The sequence below is a fragment of the Hominimerdicola aceti genome (assembly GCF_025567495.1).
Lineage (GTDB): Bacteria > Bacillota > Clostridia > Oscillospirales > Ruminococcaceae > Hominimerdicola > Hominimerdicola aceti.
Genome location: NZ_JAOQJZ010000004.1, coordinates 1 through 14,978 on the forward strand (window position 1 = coordinate 1; position 14,978 = coordinate 14,978).

Sequence of the window (14,978 nt, forward strand, 5' to 3'; positions counted from 1 at the left end):
CCGCCAAATACGCCACCGAAAATAGCTCCGGTCACCACGCCGTCCTTAAAGCCCTCCCAGAATGAACCTCCTGACGCCCAACTTGATAGTCCACCTATCAGACCTCCGCTCAAAGCACCTTTCAATGAGCCGATTAAAATTCCAGAGCCAAGCCAGTTCAAACCCGGAACAAAGCAAAGAACAACACCGGTGATAACAACTGCAATCGCAAGAATCTCTTTCCAATGCTCCTGGCACCACTCGCCGACCTTTTTGCAGCCGTCTTTGAACTTCTCCCAACCGCTTTTTTCGCATTCGGGCTTCAGATATTCATATTTATCGTAAAAATCATCTTTGCTCTTATTGATTGCATCGGCGGCGTCACCGTCAATGCGTACAACATCAGATATAAAATCATTTATATCCTGTTTTAGATTTTCCAGAGTTTCAATCTTATCTTCCTGCGTTTTCGTTGATGATTTTATCGAACTGATAACATCATCGACGTCGCATATGCTTTCATCTATGGAAAGCACCTTTGATTTCAGCGATTTCAAGTCTGATTTATAGCTTTTGACCGATGTTTTTGCTTTATTTATCAAACTTGACATCTGGTTTATCTTGCCTGAATATAAAGTAATCGTCGCCATATATACTATTCCTCTTCGTACATCTTGCGTCTGTAATACTCCATATCATATGACGCATTCCGTCGTACATTTCGCCAATCCGAGGCTGCCGAGCAAGCCGTATCTATCCCTGAATTTATATCCTGTAATTCTGATTCTGCACGGTTTATATTTTCTTCTAACTCGGAAATTTTATTATTTACCGTATTTTTCTTGTTCCTGAGATTTGAGAAAATATTGTTTAAAGTATTCTGACTTTTCATTGATTCTGAACTGTAAACGCTACTCAAACTCTTGTTGGCAACTGAACTTGAACTTGCCATTTTGCCGAAATTTTCAGAAGCTGAATCGATTTTATTATTGATCGATTTTATATCATCTTGAAGTATTGAGTCTTTTTTTAAAGCTGCATTTAGCTCTGACAACACTTTTTGATGTCTTTTTAAATCTGATTTGAGCTGATTGATATATATAATTTTTCTTTGTCTCTGAGACCTCAGCTCATTTGCTCTGTTTTCATAGTTATTAACTTCAGAACAAGCGTCATAATATCTACTTCTAGATTCATAGTAGTAATCTTCATAATCCATAGGTATTAACACTCCAATCACGAATATTTGCTGAGTTTTAATTTCCCAATGACCAACATTAGAGATTCCGTAAACATAACAATAGGAATAGTTTTTTCTACGGGCTGAAAAATCACTGATACTGCTAGCCATATGAAAAATTCTATTGATAAGATCAAATAGGCTCTTTTTTTAAATACGCTAATTTCATCTCTGTCTAAAGGCTTGTTTTTATCTTCGACAGGGGCAAAAGCAAAGCATACCACCATTCCGACCAATAATAAGATAATATATATTATTGACAAATCAACATAACCAATAAATAATAACATTGCCATGATAATCACTATGGAAATAAAATAGCTGATGTTTGACAAGCAAAATCCAAAAAACTGACAAGCAAAACGCAAAAAAGTGATGAAATGTTTCAACAAAACGAAACACTCATCACTTTTTTTGAATTATCGAGAATTTTTGAAACGTATTTTTTACAGCTCTAAAATGTCATTTAAATCGCATTTTAAAAATCTGCAAATCAGCTCAAGATGTGAAAATTTGAAACCGACAGCGATGTTATTGCAAAGCTGTGAGATTGTGGACGGTCTGATGCCTGTCGCCTGCGCAAGTTCAGCCTGAGTAATGCCCCTGGAATTAAGCAAAGCCCTTAATTTTACTCTCATGATTACCTCCGGTATGTTTTTTACAACATAAATAACGAAATCCGTTATTTATTCTCTAAAAAAAATACTAGAAATTTGTGATTATTACCTCTTTGAAATCACCTGATGAAAGACTGTTATTGCGGGTGACCGCCTGAATATTGTAGTCTTTATACAGGTCTCTCACATACTTGTCATCGTTGTACGACAGTACAAATCTGCCCTTGATCTGGTGAAGAACTCTGCAGAGCCGCTCATGGTCATCCTCGGTAAATTTAACAGTGTAATGCCGCTCTGTCTTGTGGTATGGAGGGTCGCAGTAGAATAAAGCTTTCTCACGGTCGTATACCTTGATAAGATCCTCAAAATCTTTGTTTTCGATCACTACTCCATCCAGTCTTGCCTCGATATCTGCGAAATTATCTGTGTTAAGCCGCTTTTTGTTGCAGCCGAACGTTCTCAGACTTGCTCCGAAGCCTGTCTTGACAAGCACATAGAACATAGCAGCCCGCTGAATGTCTGTAAATCCGGTTACAGATATGCGCTCACGGCAGTCAAGGAACATTTCCCGGCTGTTTAAATAGTATTTTATCTCCTTTTTAAGCTCATCAGAATGATATTTTAAGCATCTGAAAAAGTTGACCAAATCACTGTTGGCGTCATTATAGATCTCTAGATCAGCGTGTTTGCCTTTTGCAAAAAGTATAGACCCGCCTCCGCCGAATACATCGATAAATCTGTTGTAGCTTTCAGTAGGCGGGAAAGACTTGATGATCTTACTTTTAAGCTGGCTCTTTCCACCAATCCATGGTATTGGACTTTTCATAAATATGACCTCCTTTTAATATAGTATACAGCTCCGAGCGGATTGCCCGGAGCTGTTACTTTTAAATCTTTTTAAGCCAATCAGCAACAACATAATAATGCTTGCGACCAAGCTTGATTTTTCTCCAGTAGTGACCGTGATGAAATTCATAAAAATCATCAGCGACTTTTACCGGAGTATTATCTTCGAGAACGCCAACGATCGTTCCGGCGGTGAAGTTGCAATCGCTCCTGTAATTAAGCCTAGTGACTGTCACCATTTGGCTGTATGATGTTTCTTTTGTATCCATAAGCTACTCCTTTACTTTATCGTTGCAGACAGCTTTTTAATAAATTTAGTCCCCGCAATACCGTTCTGAGTATAGCCCCACTTTTTCAACAGAGCATTGACCGCCTTTAGGGTACCGTCTCCGAACGTGCCGTTGTTGTCAAGTTTGTACCCTGCCAGCATAAGGAGCTGTTTCAGTGCAAGAACTCCATCGGATTTATCACCTTTCTTAAAGCCCGAACTGTCAAGTACCTTAGACGTGCTTGTGTTAGTAGCCTTAAACCCGTTAAGCCCCTTAGCCTTTATCACAGATGGGTAATCCACATAGCAGTAATCCATGTCTACCGGCACGGAAACACCGCTGACCTTGCCCGTTGAACTGTACTGCCACATACCGTATGTGCCGCCGTAGTTGCACTTGCTGTTGTATTCTGCAATCCACAGTGCATAGCGTCTTGCGACATCATTTGTTATGTAAGTCTGGAGCGGACTGCGGCTGATATACAGACCTGCGAAGTAGCCTGCTTCCTCCAGCGCAGTGCAAAAAGTTTTTACCATGTCGGAGCATACCGTTTTACCGCGTGCAAAAGCTTTCTGCCACTCCAGATCAAAGTAAATCGGGTATTCAAAAGTTTTGCCCTTGATGTAATCGAGACAAAGAACTGCGTCCTGTTTCGCACCGGATACCGTTGTCTGCCATGTATAGTAATATGCACCGACGTCAAGCCCAGCTGCCTTTGCATTTTTGTAATGCGTTTCAAAAAGCGGGTCTTTTACTACACAGTTCTTCGTGTGATCCCAGTTATTGCATCTGATAATAACAAAACTGTAGCCCGCCGCTTTGACCTTTGCGAAATCTACGTTTGTCTGATACATAGAAACATCAATGCCTTTAATTGTCGCTGCCATGATAATTATCCTCCTTGTTATTTTTATAGTTTTTCTGATACTGCGTGCCGAAATAGAACGATATCACCACAGTAAACACCGTGATGAACTGCTCTGCTGAAATCGTGCGGCGCAGTGCCAGCACGCAAAACACCGCTGTCAACAATATCGTCACGATAGACTTGACGTCTATAAGCTTTGCAAATTTCTGTTTCATATCTTGCTTACTCCTTTATCTCAAAAGCAAATCTGCTTAACAGATATTTCTTATTATTGAGCAGTATAGTTTGTGTAGGTACAGCGTAGTCACAATAAGTATTGCTATCTGATATACCCTGTATATGAGAAAGTATATGATATACATTTGTAAAACCTTTGTTTTGACTGGTAGAAACTACAGGAGTAAGTGATGTTACTGACTTTTGTTGACAAAAATACCTATAAGGTGTAGACAGTACGGACATTCCGTTTGTAAAAACAGCATATTTGTCAATAGTATTAGTAGCACAACTTGTTGTCATGCCTATTTCAGTTTCTCCTGTTTCATAATTAGTTATTTCGCCAATTATTATATTTATATTAGGTCTACTAGCTGTGTTATTGTCTATACCTATAGCAACTAAATCACTTTGCTTATAAATAATCCATCTTCTTTTATCGCTTTTATAATTTGTTATGCTAACACACGGGCAAGTCAATGCTTCAGTTCTTAGGTCACACCAACCGTGTGCCGCAGTATCAGTAAATTGACCCCTTAAAAACAGTTCATCTGTTACCCAAAGCTGAAAGGTGGCATCTTTGGTATCAATACTCGCATTATCGCCCTCGAACACAACTTTCTTAAAGTCATAGACCTCGATAAGCTTCTTGACTAATCCTCTTAGTCCGTCTGTTCCCTCATATATTTTCATCTTCGACCGCCTCCGCTATGCCTATTATACCTATATTTCCGTACGCTTCTCCCACTGACACACCCACAAGGCTCTGTCCGCTCGCCATATCGGGTATAGTGTCGATAATATCCATATTGCCGTTGAAGTCCTCGATGCTGAACCTGTCCGTCCTGTCGGGCTTTTTAAGTCCGAGATTTTCCGTGAAACTAGCCAACTATACTTCCCCCTTCCGCATTTTTGCCAACTATGAGATAGTACACCTTGAAAGCGTATGTGCCGCCCTGGTCTGAGGTGTGTTCAAGGTATGCCTCCCAGTCGATGTCCCTGCCGTTGCTTGCGACTTTGTATTGAAAACTCTGCGACTTGAAGTGCTTTTTGCCCCAGTCGCACACCATAAACACCGCAGGGTTAGTGACCCCCGAGGGTATCATGCCTGTGCGTGTATTGTAAGTCCATTGTGAGCCGTTGTCGGCGTTGACCTTCATATTCACCGTGAAAGACCCCCACCGCATATACAGTGGGTAGAGCCTGTTCACAAGACTTACTATCTGCGCCGCTGTCTTTGCACGAAACACCGCTGTACCGCCGTCTAAAAGCTCGTCCGTCTGTTCGCCCGAGTACCGCAGCTCATACTCCTCCTCGCCGACTATTTCTTCAAGTGCCGCCACTCTCGCCGTAAGCTGCTGGATAAGCTCCTCGGTGGTGGGCGTTGTCTGACCTGTGTCTGCTGTATCGGCAGTTTTCTCCGCCTGCGTATCAGCTACAGTTGTTATCTCGTTCTCGTCCATAATCTCGCCTCCTAAAGCTGTTCTTCCACAGACAGACCCACCGCAGAAATATCGGCTGAAAGTCCGCCGTCAAAATTGAATCCTATGTTAGTTATTGGTATATCGTAGCTTTCGCCGCTTTCGCTGACGTATGTTATCACGTCCCCGACGTCAAATCGTGGGTCGCCAAGGCGGTGAAAAAGCTCCGTTGTATACCACGAAAAGCCGCCTATCCTATGCCACAATGACCGCAGCAGCGACATTGTCATATACGGATTTTCAAACTCCAGCACACGCCCTGCCGAGCCTGTGGTGTTGCCCAGCCGCAGAGTTTCGCTGTCGCTGACCTTGCAGACAATGCCTGCAAGGATATTCGGACGTTCTCCCAGTGTTGGCAGGTCGATAGTGTTGTTGTCCAGTATCTTCACGCTCGAGCCGTACCATTTGCGGACGTACCGCCCGAAGCGGTCAACAAAACCGAACTCGCCTTGTGCCGAGGCGATGTAACTGAGCATTTGCCGCATTGTGGTGTCTTTTGGTATGCTCGATATTTTGAAGTCGAAGTTTGCGGTCTTTAATCTGATATGACCCTTGCCGTAAAGCCTTGCACCGCCCTTTACACGGAGCTTTGCAGGGATGGTGTAGTCGTTGCCGTTTTGCAGTCCAAGCTGCTTGCATATGTCATCCTCAACAGCCTTTGACCACGCAGGTAGCTTGACCTTTGGCACATAGGTCTTGTCGGAGAAGTAAAGCCTATCCGCAAAAGTGACCTCAGTATTTCCGCCCGACTTTTTCGACTTCACGCAGGTGAACCGCCCCAGGGGTATTCTTTCGCCGCCAAGCACCTCTCCAAGCTTACTTATCTGCTCCACTGTCAGCTTTGAAAGTTCTGCGTAGGTGTAGGATTCTAGGGTGGAGTAGGTGGTCACGCCTGTGAGGTCCGCAAGGTACAAGGAAAGGTCATACTCGCTGCCGAGGAAACGTGTTTCAGCATCGTTTATCTGTAATGCCCACGACTGCGAGCACACTGCACCAAGCTCTATGTCGTCACTGAGGCTCGTTGACTGCACGTCACTGGTAGCGGACATTATGTTGTCCCCCATTATTACGCTCTCGTCGTTTTCAAGCCACATACGCCATGTGCGGCAGTAGCTTTCGATGCGTGAGGAGACGGTTGTACTTGTTGTATACATATATCCGCCTCCTACTGCATGATAAGGTCAACAGCAACGCCTTTGCAAAACTGCCGCTTTTCGTCCCAGCCGAATATTTCATAGCTTGGATCTCCTGCATAGACTCTTATTTTGATTTCATTAAAAGTCTCGTCCAAAAGTGTGGCGTTAAAAAATGGGCTATCAACATTTGAGATATACTTATTTATCTGTGCAGTCTGCTCGCCTGTGAGATGATACCATTTAATAGTGACCGTTTTCTTTATAGCCCTGATGTCTCCGACCATAAGACAATTAGCGGTGCGCCCTGCATTGCCCGACCAGATTTTATTGTTACAAAAAGTAATTTCAGCAGGAGTGGCTACCGTTTCTTCTTCAAATTTCAATCCATTTGATTTCATAGTATCCCTCCTATACTTTTATCGGCGATTTGCCGTTGCGCTTGATAAAATCATTTATATCGTCAATAACGATCTGTGACAGCACTCTGCCCTTTACTTCGATCGGTATCGTTACGCTTATTTTCTGATTGCCTACAGCTCCGCCGTAAACAGCAAGCGCCTCAAACAAAGCCTGCTTGATCGTATCCAGCGGAGCTTCGATGTTTGTGCCGCGTTTCTGGTCGCCGAGAACCGCAAGAAACTCGGAGTTCGGCGGAATTACCGCGCCGGTGGCGAGCATTGGAATCTGAGGAACTGGTATAGGGTCATAGTCCCAAAACTCATCAAATGGTGTAAAGCCTGCTATTTCAATATCACGAATATCATTAAGTATGCCATTAAGAAAATCCAGTGGAGTAGAAATAACTTTATTTATTCCGCCAATTATGCCGTTTACAACCGTTGTGAATACTCCTGTTATACCCTCTTTGATACCGTCAAAAATTTTGCCACCAGTCGAAAATACGTCCTTAACTGCTTGCCAAGCCTTTGAAAATATATCTTTAAACCAATCAGCTACCTTAATAAACGGTGATTTTATTGCAGTCCACAAATCCCTGAAAAATTGTGCTGTAGCCGAAAACGCCGATTTTATATTTGTCCACGCAGTTGTAAATATATCTCCAAACCAACTTCCTGCTGCAGAAAAAATGTCTTTGATTCCTGTCCACAGATTTGAGAACCAACCTATAACGGCATTCCAGACAGACAAAATACCGTCCCAAGCTGCTTGGAAAATTCCCGTAAACCATTCTGCCACGACAGCAAATACATCTTTTATGCCTTGCCATATTCCGGCGAAAAAGTCTTTAATTGATGTCCAGACCTCTGTTACCCAGTCTACAAATTGCTGTATGGTCATTTTAAAGCTGTCCCACAAATCAATAAAAAACTGTTTTACTGTTTCCCAATTTTTGTACAGCAGTACGCCGATAGCGATAAGCGCACCGATTCCTAGACATACAAGTGTGATTGGACTCGTCAAAAAATTAACTGCTACACCAAGTGCAGTAATTAACGGTGTCAATACACTTGTTCCTGCCGCCAATGCGGCAAATGCACTTACTACGCCTTGAATTATTCCGGATATTGCAAATGCCGATCCCAAAGTCCCAACTACAACAACAAAATTTTCGACAGCAGTCTGATGATTCTTTATCCAGTCACTAACCCCATTTAAGGCTGATGTAATACCTTTCAACGCGCCTACTATAATACCTCCGGTCCATGTTGCAATAGGCTTCAAAAATTTATCCCACAGCCATTTACCCATAGGTTTTAACGCTGAAATTGCTGAATCAAGAACTTTTATAGCTGCCGCCAGCAAATTAAGAAATGTTGGTATCAAAGTACTTATAGTCCATGATGCCATAGGGAGCAAAATATTATCCCAGAACCATTCGATACCGTCAAATATGTCGGCAGTTAAAGGCTTTAATGCGGATGTTACATTTTCAAATGATGTAATGAGCGGTGAGAAGTCAATGTTCTGCGCCCATTCAACAGTGTCTGCCGTTATGTTTTCAATTGTGTCGAGTATATCATTAAAAATATCAAGAATGTCCTGAATAATTTTTGTACCACTGCTATCAGACCAAGCGGAGGAAAAATTGCGTGACACATATCCGATTGTATTATTAATGTTTGTCCATATACCGAGTAAATGTTCAGAAACTTGCTCGCCCGTTCCGTTACTCCAAACATCGGTGAATGATCCGCCTATGCTTTTGATAATACTCCATACACCCTCGAAAGCAAATCTCATACTATCTGTTACCTTGACTCCATTTTTATCCCAAGCTTGTTTAAATGGCGTAAAAATAGTATTAAAAGATGATTTTACCCAATAAAAAAAATCTTTAAGCTTTTTATCGGCATCAGATGTATCAACATCTACAGTAGTGGAGATCGTATTGCCGCTTAGAGTACCGACCACTGGCGATGCATTTGTATCAGATGAGGAACTGTTGTCCGCCAGCTTATTTATCTGATCAAAGCTTGCAAGTGCATTTTCTTGAGCCTCGACAGTAGCTTCAGCCGATGTTGCCATATCGGAATAATTTTCCGCCGCCTGCGAAGAACTTTCAGCAACTCCATCTGTTGTATTCATCAGTTTAATTCCAAACACCTCAGAAAGTGCTTTAACTGCTGAATTAGCAACAGCTGTCAAACTTTGCAATTCCGCTGTTATGTTTTTTACAACTGTTACAGCACCAGAAAGAACAGGCTGTCCTATTACAGCAAGCAACTGTTTCCAAGACTCTTTCAGATTACCGATGACATTTTCCCAGCCGTCTGCTTCTCGCGCGGCTTGTCCCTCCGCTCCAGAAAGAGCATTTGCATCCTTGACCATTTGCAATAGTGTAAGTTGCTTCTGAGCTTCGGATAATTCCATAAATGATTTTCCATAGAGTTTATTAGCCGCTGTGTTTCGCGTAGTTTCTGTACAACTCAAACCCAAAGCAGCATCGTTTTCAAAGTTGCCTTTCAAGAACGATTTTAGGCTTTCTGCAGTATCTTCAAGGCTTCGATCGTAATATGCCGCACTGTCTGCTGTTACCTGCAACGCTTCTTCCATCATTTTTAGAGCACTAACTGAATCCATACCCGTAGTTTTAGCAAAAGCATAAATAGATGTGCCTACATTTTGAAGTCTTGTCTGAAGAATGCTACTGTTATCAGCTACACTTTTCATAGCATTATCTGCAGCAGATTTTAAAGTTCCAAAAGTCTGTTGCATTTGAGAATTTGCAGCATTTATATCTGCAGCAGCTTCAAGAGCTTCTTTTCCACTGAACACAGTACCAAGTGCTGCACCCATTTTTAAAACTATATTTCGGAGATTATTAAGCTGGTTACCTAAACTGTTTATACCTTTGGAAAATCCTTTTGTATCTATTTTTGTATCGAAATTAAGTCTGCCGTCAATTGCCAATTATATCAGCCTCCTTTCTTGACAAAATCCTCCATACGCTGTATAATGAAAAAAATACATAATGGGAGGAAATGTTATGTTTTGCTTTAAATGCGGCGCAGAAATATCCGATGAATCAGATTTCTGCATGAAATGTGGAACTGAAATTCTGCATCACAATAAAACCGAAATTGAAGAAGTCAACTCGATTTCAACTATACCTATGAATGCCACAATAAAATCGGCTTTTGTGTCAACTATAATAGTTTCGGAAACGGAGATCTCATACAAAAGTGGGCTCAAAAGCGAAACTATAAAAGTATCCGACATATCAGATATTAGATATACAGCCGGAACTCCTTCCGAGAACGGTCGCTTGTTTATAACAGCAAACGGAAAATCATATAACGTAATGTTTTTCTTTAACAATAATAAAAAAATTGCTGAGTTATGTGGTTACTTCTCCGCACTTAGCAATAATACTTTTATACCGATGGAAGTAACCACATCAACTTCATCACAAACAGGCGAAACACAACATGAAGAAAAAACGTTATCAAAACGTCAGCGTATAAAGGAAAACAAGAAAAACGGTATTGCTTGCTGTCCTAAATGTGGAAGTACTTCGCTTACGGCAAACAAAAAAGGCTTTGGAGTCGGAAAAGCAGTCATAGGAACTGCTGTTGCCGGTCCAATAGGTCTTGTTTCCGGAAACAAAGGAGCAAAAAAAGTTCGTATAACTTGCCTTAACTGCGGTAATCAGTGGTGGGCGTAATAAAAAAGTCAGTCCAAACGGGCTGACTTTTTTTATAACAGATTATTTATAAAATCAAGTTCATCCTGTTCCTCTGCTGTAAGCTTCACCTTAATATCAATAAGTTCTTTGTTGTTCCGGTAAAAGTCCTGTTCTCCTTTACTAAGTTTTTTATTGTGTGCAAGCTTATAGCGTATATTTATAACATTACTGTATAAACCCTCACCAATCTCATTAAAAAGGCCTAAAACCGTCCACCAATGCATATAATCAATTTCACGAATTTCCTTTCCTGCTACCTTATTGAGAGCTGGAAAAATAATCCCTTCATCCTGATCCCAGTTTATCAACGGTTTAGGTTGACGTTTAGATTTTGGCATATCTCCGCCGTCAAGAAACCATTTGGCTTGTTCTGCCGCTTCGTAAAGATCCGAGTTAGGTATCTGATCGTGATGCTTGTACAACAGTTGTATACATCCATATGTTTTGGCTTTGTCATTAAGCGTATCGTCATTGCACATAGAAAAAATCAGCAAAGCTACGCGATAATCACTATATATTGAATATATTTTACCGTTGACTGTCAAAGCTTTAGGCAATGCACCTATCATTTTGTTTCACTAACAATGGTATTGCGCTGTGCCGCATAGGAATTAAGTTTCTCCTGTGATTTCTTTCTTTCCTCCACAGAACATTCATTTATGTACGCGAAGATGCACTGCATAAAATTCATAAATATTGGTTGACCTCCGGCAGGCGAAAGACATGAATCAGTTCCGAATACTATTAATGAAATATCATAACCAAAGATATCATTTATAAGATCCTTCACCGCCATATCAAGTTTGTCCACACTATCAGCGGCAAGTTTCAGCTTTTCAAAGTCCGGATTATTCTCATCAAGATTCTGCAGATCATTGATAGAGTTCATATCGATATCTCCGTATCTACTGCGTATATTCTCATATTTCTCATCAAAGCCTGAAATTCGGTTAATAAACTGAGTATCTGTTGGATTAATACGGATTATTTTATCCGGATTCCCATTTAATTCGATATTTTTGTATCCGTCGTCAAAACTAAGCTTAATTGTTTCTGACATAAAAAACACTCCTTAGAAAAGAGGGGCTTAGTCGCCCCTCAAATTATCCTTCAGCCAGCGGCGTAAATGTCACCACTTTATTTGCGATTGTTACAGTACCCTTAATACGATTGCCGCAGGGTTGGATATTAAACGGTATGTTGACACCGCCCTGCGGTCCGCCATATGACTGCGGCTTAACGATGCAATCTTCCATCCATGCATCGTAAGGACCTTCGGTCTTATCGATAAGCACCTCAAGATATTTGCTCTTGCAGTCGTCGCCAACAAGACGATCCAACGCAATAGATTTGATCTTTTCGTAAATCGCATCTTCTGTATTTGCGTAGTAGGTTTCAACAGACAAACTAGGTTCGTAACCGTTGTCATTTACATCTGTTTCATCAAGGATATTCTTAACAGTCGCGGTATCCGGTCCCAAATCCATAGACATATCCTCAATGTTTTTGCCGATCAGGAACCATGACGGAGTTTCTCCGCCAAAAGTGGAATCCAACAAATGCATAAGATGACTTCTTTTAAGCTTTTTTATTCCTGTAGCTGCCATTTATATTTCCTCCTCAAATGTAAAATGTATCTGTATCTGATACAATCCTCTGTCTCCGTCCTCATCCAGAGCAAGCAGTATGCCATTATCAGCGGATATACTGATAGGTTCAAAATTTCCTGCAAGTTCTGGATAATTCCGGCTACTGTTCTGTTTTTCAATCCAGAAGATAAAATCCTCCGTAAAAGCTGATGCATTGAGCCTTGACAGATCATCGGCTGTGTACTCTCTGCTCTGGAGCAAAGCATTGTACTGCCATATCTGATTTCCGCACACGTCCTCACTGAGTTTTACAAGACCTGATGTCTGTATACTGTAATTAACAGGTTCAGACTCAGTCTGGTCTATGTGCAGATCAATATCTCCAAGATTGGGATACTGTAACACATATTCTTTCATAGCCTCCAAAAGGCTTTTATTTTGCTCCGGCAATTCGTTTCACTCCTTTGATTATTCCGGACAGATGATCGGGTTTCATACGCTCAAACCATAGTCTGCCTCGCTTGCCCCCAAGGTTAAGCCCCTGCTTGCCCATACCTTTGTTATCGTAATAATTTTTGCGGGCGTATGGTGTGTTGTAATGCACCATGCCTGATCCAACTACCGTTGATGTAATACCGGACTGTTTAAGCTTACCGGTAAGCATTGGCACATAACTATCACAGCAACGTAATACTTCGCTGTCGATATACTTCTGTACTCGGCCGCCTTTTTGCAGACCACGCCTCGCAAACAGTTCATTTTCGGGAGCGACCGTGAGAGTTACTTTAATACTGTTATTACTCATTTAGCCGTCACCTCCGTGTGCCGCATTATGGGACTGCCGTAATCCTTGCGCTCTACAGTACTGATTTTGAGCGGGCTTACAGCCTTAAGCAACTCTGCCACAGAGGCTGTCACGTCAAAATCAATATCGCCCTTTGCAATATAGTCGGACTTATCGACTACAGCCAACAACGGCAGATGTATCAACGCCCGGTCAACATCGGTCTTGCCCGTCTTTGCAATGTTTTCGGCTTCGGTGTCCTGCCACCAGCACGGATAATGCTGTGTAATAAATGCACCGTCGGGCTGTTTGTGCCAGACGGTGCATTTTGTATTATATCTCATTTATATCCACCCCACAGACCTGAGATTAAGGTATCTGGAGGCGGTCTTGATCAGCTCATCGGCGACAGCAGTCTGAGTGGTCGAATAACTTATCGAATAATCTCCGACCTTTTCGGAGGCTATCTGTTTATCCGGCTGTGCGGAGTACATGATCTCTGCACAAGCACAGCAGGCTTTGGCAAGGCTGATCTCGTCGGTCTCGGCAAAGCTCAGATTGTCGAGATATTCCGATGCACGCTCCGCAAAATAAGGATAATCCGTTTCGGAAATCTTATTGCCATGAAAATCAGCAGTGTAAAACGTGTAATCAGCATAAGCCATAGCCTACACCTCCGTTTCGCTTGTCGTATCCTCTACCGCAACTGCATCGACGATTTCCTGAATGATTGCGTCCTTCTTGCTTGCCGACCCGAGGTCAATGCCAAGTTCGGCGGCATAAGCTTTTAGTTCAGGGACTGTCATGCTCTTATAATCAATGACATTTTCATTTTCGCAATAGTCGGCAGGCGGTTCTATTGTTATTGGCTTCTCGTTAAAAGTCAATCCTACTGTCTTTGCCATAACGACACCTCCTATGCCTTGTGGTGCAGATAAATACCTGCCGCCTTGTTTTCGTACACATCAGCCAGACCATAAGCACGGAAGAAGAACAGCCAGCTGTCATCCGTCTGATTTTCCTCCGGCGTAACGACCTTGTTTACCGTGTGCTTAGGATACTGGATAACCGCCGACTTCTGGATTATCATAAAGTTTATATCCTTTGCGGTTGTCGCCTTAGCAAAACCGCCTGCCGTTTCATCGACGCCCTCTGATTTTGTCGTGCCGTCCTTAAGATCGATCGCAGTGTAAAATCTGCTCTGAGGCACTTTTACGATCTTAGCAAAGCCGTCAAGTACAGCCTTTGACTTTGTGGTGTCCACATTGATAGCAAGGTTATACAGAGTAGGAGTGATGTACAGAATACGGTTTTCCGGCAATACTTCGTCTTCGTCCATTTTGTTCTGTGCAGTGATCAGAGCGGTAAGGACATCATTACCCGATGAAAGTGTTGCTCCTGCAGAAACCTTAGATATGCCTGTTGTACCTGCATAGGTCGCGAACCTGAATGCGTCCTGTTCGGGAGCAACCTTGACGCGGATAAACTCTGAGGACAGTCTGCCGAAAGCAAGTCCTGCAGTCTCCTCATTGTCCATATTGTCAACGCTGAATTTACGACCTCTGTCGTAATTAAAGGTAACAGTCTCGTTTGTAAGAGTAACGTCGCCCTTTACATAGCCACTGTTTCTGGAGTAGTCCGCCAGACCGTCCATAGAGATCTTAGGGATTATGATCTCATTTGCGTTTGCGCCCGCTTTAACAAGAGTAGGATCGCTGTCGAGATCGGCGGTCAAAGATGCCTGCTTGTAAACCTCGTCAAGCAGTGCGATGTAGGTTTTAAATTTTGTAATTGCGTTTGCCATAA

General features: G+C 42.2%; 23 protein-coding genes and 1 pseudogene. 1 reads left to right on the plus strand and 23 read right to left on the minus strand.

The window, feature by feature from the left end:
* From OCV57_RS04935 to OCV57_RS05000, 14 genes and pseudogenes are all read right to left on the minus strand, one after another.
* A pseudogene (locus OCV57_RS04935) lies at positions 1–629 on the minus strand (hypothetical protein); the annotation flags it as partial.
* Between the two features lie 5 nt (positions 630–634).
* Positions 635–1,198, minus strand: coding sequence for a She9 / Mdm33 family protein (locus OCV57_RS04940; RefSeq protein WP_117859585.1), 564 nt, complete (start codon positions 1,196–1,198; stop codon positions 635–637).
* A gap of 17 nt (positions 1,199–1,215) precedes the next feature.
* Positions 1,216–1,611, minus strand: a complete 396-nt coding sequence (locus OCV57_RS04945; RefSeq protein WP_267300649.1) for an accessory gene regulator B family protein — start codon at positions 1,609–1,611, stop codon at positions 1,216–1,218.
* Between the two features lie 54 nt (positions 1,612–1,665).
* Positions 1,666–1,857 (minus strand): helix-turn-helix domain-containing protein, encoded by a 192-nt coding sequence (locus tag OCV57_RS04950; protein WP_041337515.1) that lies wholly within the window; start codon positions 1,855–1,857, stop codon positions 1,666–1,668.
* A gap of 67 nt (positions 1,858–1,924) precedes the next feature.
* Positions 1,925–2,662: a DNA adenine methylase gene (locus OCV57_RS04955; RefSeq protein WP_041337516.1), complete on the minus strand. Its 738-nt coding sequence runs from the start codon at positions 2,660–2,662 to the stop codon at positions 1,925–1,927.
* A 61-nt stretch (positions 2,663–2,723) separates the two neighbouring features.
* On the minus strand, positions 2,724–2,951 hold the full coding sequence (locus OCV57_RS04960; RefSeq protein ID WP_041337517.1) for a hypothetical protein: 228 nt from the start codon (positions 2,949–2,951) through the stop codon (positions 2,724–2,726).
* An 11-nt stretch (positions 2,952–2,962) separates the two neighbouring features.
* Positions 2,963–3,838: a glycoside hydrolase family 25 protein gene (locus OCV57_RS04965; RefSeq protein ID WP_041337518.1), complete on the minus strand. Its 876-nt coding sequence runs from the start codon at positions 3,836–3,838 to the stop codon at positions 2,963–2,965.
* Positions 3,822–4,034: a hypothetical protein gene (locus tag OCV57_RS04970; protein ID WP_041337519.1), complete on the minus strand. Its 213-nt coding sequence runs from the start codon at positions 4,032–4,034 to the stop codon at positions 3,822–3,824. Before OCV57_RS04970 ends, OCV57_RS04965 begins: the two co-directional genes overlap by 17 nt.
* 7 nt (positions 4,035–4,041) lie before the next feature.
* Positions 4,042–4,728, minus strand: coding sequence for a hypothetical protein (locus OCV57_RS04975; protein WP_267300655.1), 687 nt, complete (start codon positions 4,726–4,728; stop codon positions 4,042–4,044).
* Positions 4,715–4,924, minus strand: a complete 210-nt coding sequence (locus tag OCV57_RS04980) for a hypothetical protein (protein ID WP_256322722.1) — start codon at positions 4,922–4,924, stop codon at positions 4,715–4,717. Before OCV57_RS04980 ends, OCV57_RS04975 begins: the two co-directional genes overlap by 14 nt.
* Positions 4,917–5,498 (minus strand): hypothetical protein, encoded by a 582-nt coding sequence (locus OCV57_RS04985; RefSeq protein WP_267300658.1) that lies wholly within the window; start codon positions 5,496–5,498, stop codon positions 4,917–4,919. Before OCV57_RS04985 ends, OCV57_RS04980 begins: the two co-directional genes overlap by 8 nt.
* Positions 5,499–5,509: 11 nt before the next feature.
* Positions 5,510–6,670, minus strand: coding sequence for a hypothetical protein (locus OCV57_RS04990; RefSeq protein WP_267300659.1), 1,161 nt, complete (start codon positions 6,668–6,670; stop codon positions 5,510–5,512).
* Between the two features lie 11 nt (positions 6,671–6,681).
* Positions 6,682–7,050: a hypothetical protein gene (locus OCV57_RS04995; protein ID WP_041337523.1), complete on the minus strand. Its 369-nt coding sequence runs from the start codon at positions 7,048–7,050 to the stop codon at positions 6,682–6,684.
* A gap of 10 nt (positions 7,051–7,060) precedes the next feature.
* Positions 7,061–10,024: a tape measure protein gene (locus OCV57_RS05000; RefSeq protein ID WP_267300660.1), complete on the minus strand. Its 2,964-nt coding sequence runs from the start codon at positions 10,022–10,024 to the stop codon at positions 7,061–7,063.
* A gap of 76 nt (positions 10,025–10,100) precedes the next feature.
* Here OCV57_RS05000 and OCV57_RS05005 point away from each other — a divergent pair, with 76 nt between their 5' ends.
* A complete protein-coding gene (locus OCV57_RS05005) occupies positions 10,101–10,778 on the plus strand; it encodes a zinc ribbon domain-containing protein (protein WP_158455163.1) in 678 nt (225 codons plus the stop codon).
* A 32-nt stretch (positions 10,779–10,810) separates the two neighbouring features.
* On the opposite strand, the gene OCV57_RS05010 is transcribed toward OCV57_RS05005, so the two are convergent.
* The 9 genes from OCV57_RS05010 to OCV57_RS05050 are packed head-to-tail and all read right to left on the minus strand — an operon-like array spanning position 10,811 to position 14,976.
* A complete protein-coding gene (locus OCV57_RS05010) occupies positions 10,811–11,368 on the minus strand; it encodes a Gp15 family bacteriophage protein (RefSeq protein WP_041337525.1) in 558 nt (185 codons plus the stop codon).
* Positions 11,365–11,859, minus strand: a complete 495-nt coding sequence (locus OCV57_RS05015; protein ID WP_041337526.1) for a hypothetical protein — start codon at positions 11,857–11,859, stop codon at positions 11,365–11,367. The genes OCV57_RS05010 and OCV57_RS05015 overlap by 4 nt, the downstream gene beginning before the upstream one ends.
* A 43-nt stretch (positions 11,860–11,902) precedes the next feature.
* Entirely contained in the window at positions 11,903–12,406 is a 504-nt protein-coding gene (locus OCV57_RS05020; protein WP_041337527.1) for a hypothetical protein, read from the minus strand.
* Positions 12,407–12,838 (minus strand): hypothetical protein, encoded by a 432-nt coding sequence (locus tag OCV57_RS05025; protein ID WP_041337528.1) that lies wholly within the window; start codon positions 12,836–12,838, stop codon positions 12,407–12,409.
* The gene (locus OCV57_RS05030; RefSeq protein ID WP_081856069.1) at positions 12,822–13,193 is read right to left on the minus strand and encodes a minor capsid protein; all 372 of its coding nucleotides are present in this window, start codon (positions 13,191–13,193) and stop codon (positions 12,822–12,824) included. Before OCV57_RS05030 ends, OCV57_RS05025 begins: the two co-directional genes overlap by 17 nt.
* Complete coding sequence (locus OCV57_RS05035; protein ID WP_041337529.1) at positions 13,190–13,516, minus strand: DUF6751 family protein; 327 nt, start codon at positions 13,514–13,516, stop codon at positions 13,190–13,192. Before OCV57_RS05035 ends, OCV57_RS05030 begins: the two co-directional genes overlap by 4 nt.
* Positions 13,517–13,837 carry a head-tail connector protein gene (locus OCV57_RS05040; protein ID WP_041337530.1) on the minus strand — a complete coding sequence of 107 codons (321 nt, stop codon included), beginning with the start codon at positions 13,835–13,837 and terminating at the stop codon, positions 13,517–13,519. It abuts the gene before it with no gap.
* 3 nt (positions 13,838–13,840) lie between these two features.
* Complete coding sequence (locus OCV57_RS05045; RefSeq protein WP_041337531.1) at positions 13,841–14,077, minus strand: Rho termination factor N-terminal domain-containing protein; 237 nt, start codon at positions 14,075–14,077, stop codon at positions 13,841–13,843.
* 11 nt (positions 14,078–14,088) lie between these two features.
* The gene (locus OCV57_RS05050) at positions 14,089–14,976 is read right to left on the minus strand and encodes a hypothetical protein (protein WP_041337532.1); all 888 of its coding nucleotides are present in this window, start codon (positions 14,974–14,976) and stop codon (positions 14,089–14,091) included.
* Between the last annotated feature and the right edge of the window lie 2 nt (positions 14,977–14,978).

Bases quoted from the DNA above. Each gene is read 5' to 3' on its own strand.
- OCV57_RS04940 (WP_117859585.1), bottom strand. From the start codon at position 1,198: ATGGATTATGAAGATTACTACTATGAATCTAGAAGTAGATATTATGAC.
- OCV57_RS04950 (WP_041337515.1), bottom strand. From the start codon at position 1,857: ATGAGAGTAAAATTAAGGGCTTTGCTTAATTCCAGGGGCATTACTCAG.
- OCV57_RS04955 (WP_041337516.1), bottom strand. From the start codon at position 2,662: ATGAAAAGTCCAATACCATGGATTGGTGGAAAGAGCCAGCTTAAAAGT.
- OCV57_RS04960 (WP_041337517.1), bottom strand. From the start codon at position 2,951: ATGGATACAAAAGAAACATCATACAGCCAAATGGTGACAGTCACTAGG.
- OCV57_RS04965 (WP_041337518.1), bottom strand. From the start codon at position 3,838: ATGGCAGCGACAATTAAAGGCATTGATGTTTCTATGTATCAGACAAAC.
- OCV57_RS04970 (WP_041337519.1), bottom strand. From the start codon at position 4,034: ATGAAACAGAAATTTGCAAAGCTTATAGACGTCAAGTCTATCGTGACG.
- OCV57_RS04975 (WP_267300655.1), bottom strand. From the start codon at position 4,728: ATGAAAATATATGAGGGAACAGACGGACTAAGAGGATTAGTCAAGAAG.
- OCV57_RS04985 (WP_267300658.1), bottom strand. From the start codon at position 5,498: ATGGACGAGAACGAGATAACAACTGTAGCTGATACGCAGGCGGAGAAA.
- OCV57_RS04990 (WP_267300659.1), bottom strand. From the start codon at position 6,670: ATGTATACAACAAGTACAACCGTCTCCTCACGCATCGAAAGCTACTGC.
- OCV57_RS04995 (WP_041337523.1), bottom strand. From the start codon at position 7,050: ATGAAATCAAATGGATTGAAATTTGAAGAAGAAACGGTAGCCACTCCT.
- OCV57_RS05005 (WP_158455163.1), top strand. From the start codon at position 10,101: ATGTTTTGCTTTAAATGCGGCGCAGAAATATCCGATGAATCAGATTTC.
- OCV57_RS05010 (WP_041337525.1), bottom strand. From the start codon at position 11,368: ATGATAGGTGCATTGCCTAAAGCTTTGACAGTCAACGGTAAAATATAT.
- OCV57_RS05015 (WP_041337526.1), bottom strand. From the start codon at position 11,859: ATGTCAGAAACAATTAAGCTTAGTTTTGACGACGGATACAAAAATATC.
- OCV57_RS05020 (WP_041337527.1), bottom strand. From the start codon at position 12,406: ATGGCAGCTACAGGAATAAAAAAGCTTAAAAGAAGTCATCTTATGCAT.
- OCV57_RS05030 (WP_081856069.1), bottom strand. From the start codon at position 13,193: ATGAGTAATAACAGTATTAAAGTAACTCTCACGGTCGCTCCCGAAAAT.
- OCV57_RS05035 (WP_041337529.1), bottom strand. From the start codon at position 13,516: ATGAGATATAATACAAAATGCACCGTCTGGCACAAACAGCCCGACGGT.
- OCV57_RS05040 (WP_041337530.1), bottom strand. From the start codon at position 13,837: ATGGCTTATGCTGATTACACGTTTTACACTGCTGATTTTCATGGCAAT.
- OCV57_RS05045 (WP_041337531.1), bottom strand. From the start codon at position 14,077: ATGGCAAAGACAGTAGGATTGACTTTTAACGAGAAGCCAATAACAATA.
- OCV57_RS05050 (WP_041337532.1), bottom strand. From the start codon at position 14,976: ATGGCAAACGCAATTACAAAATTTAAAACCTACATCGCACTGCTTGAC.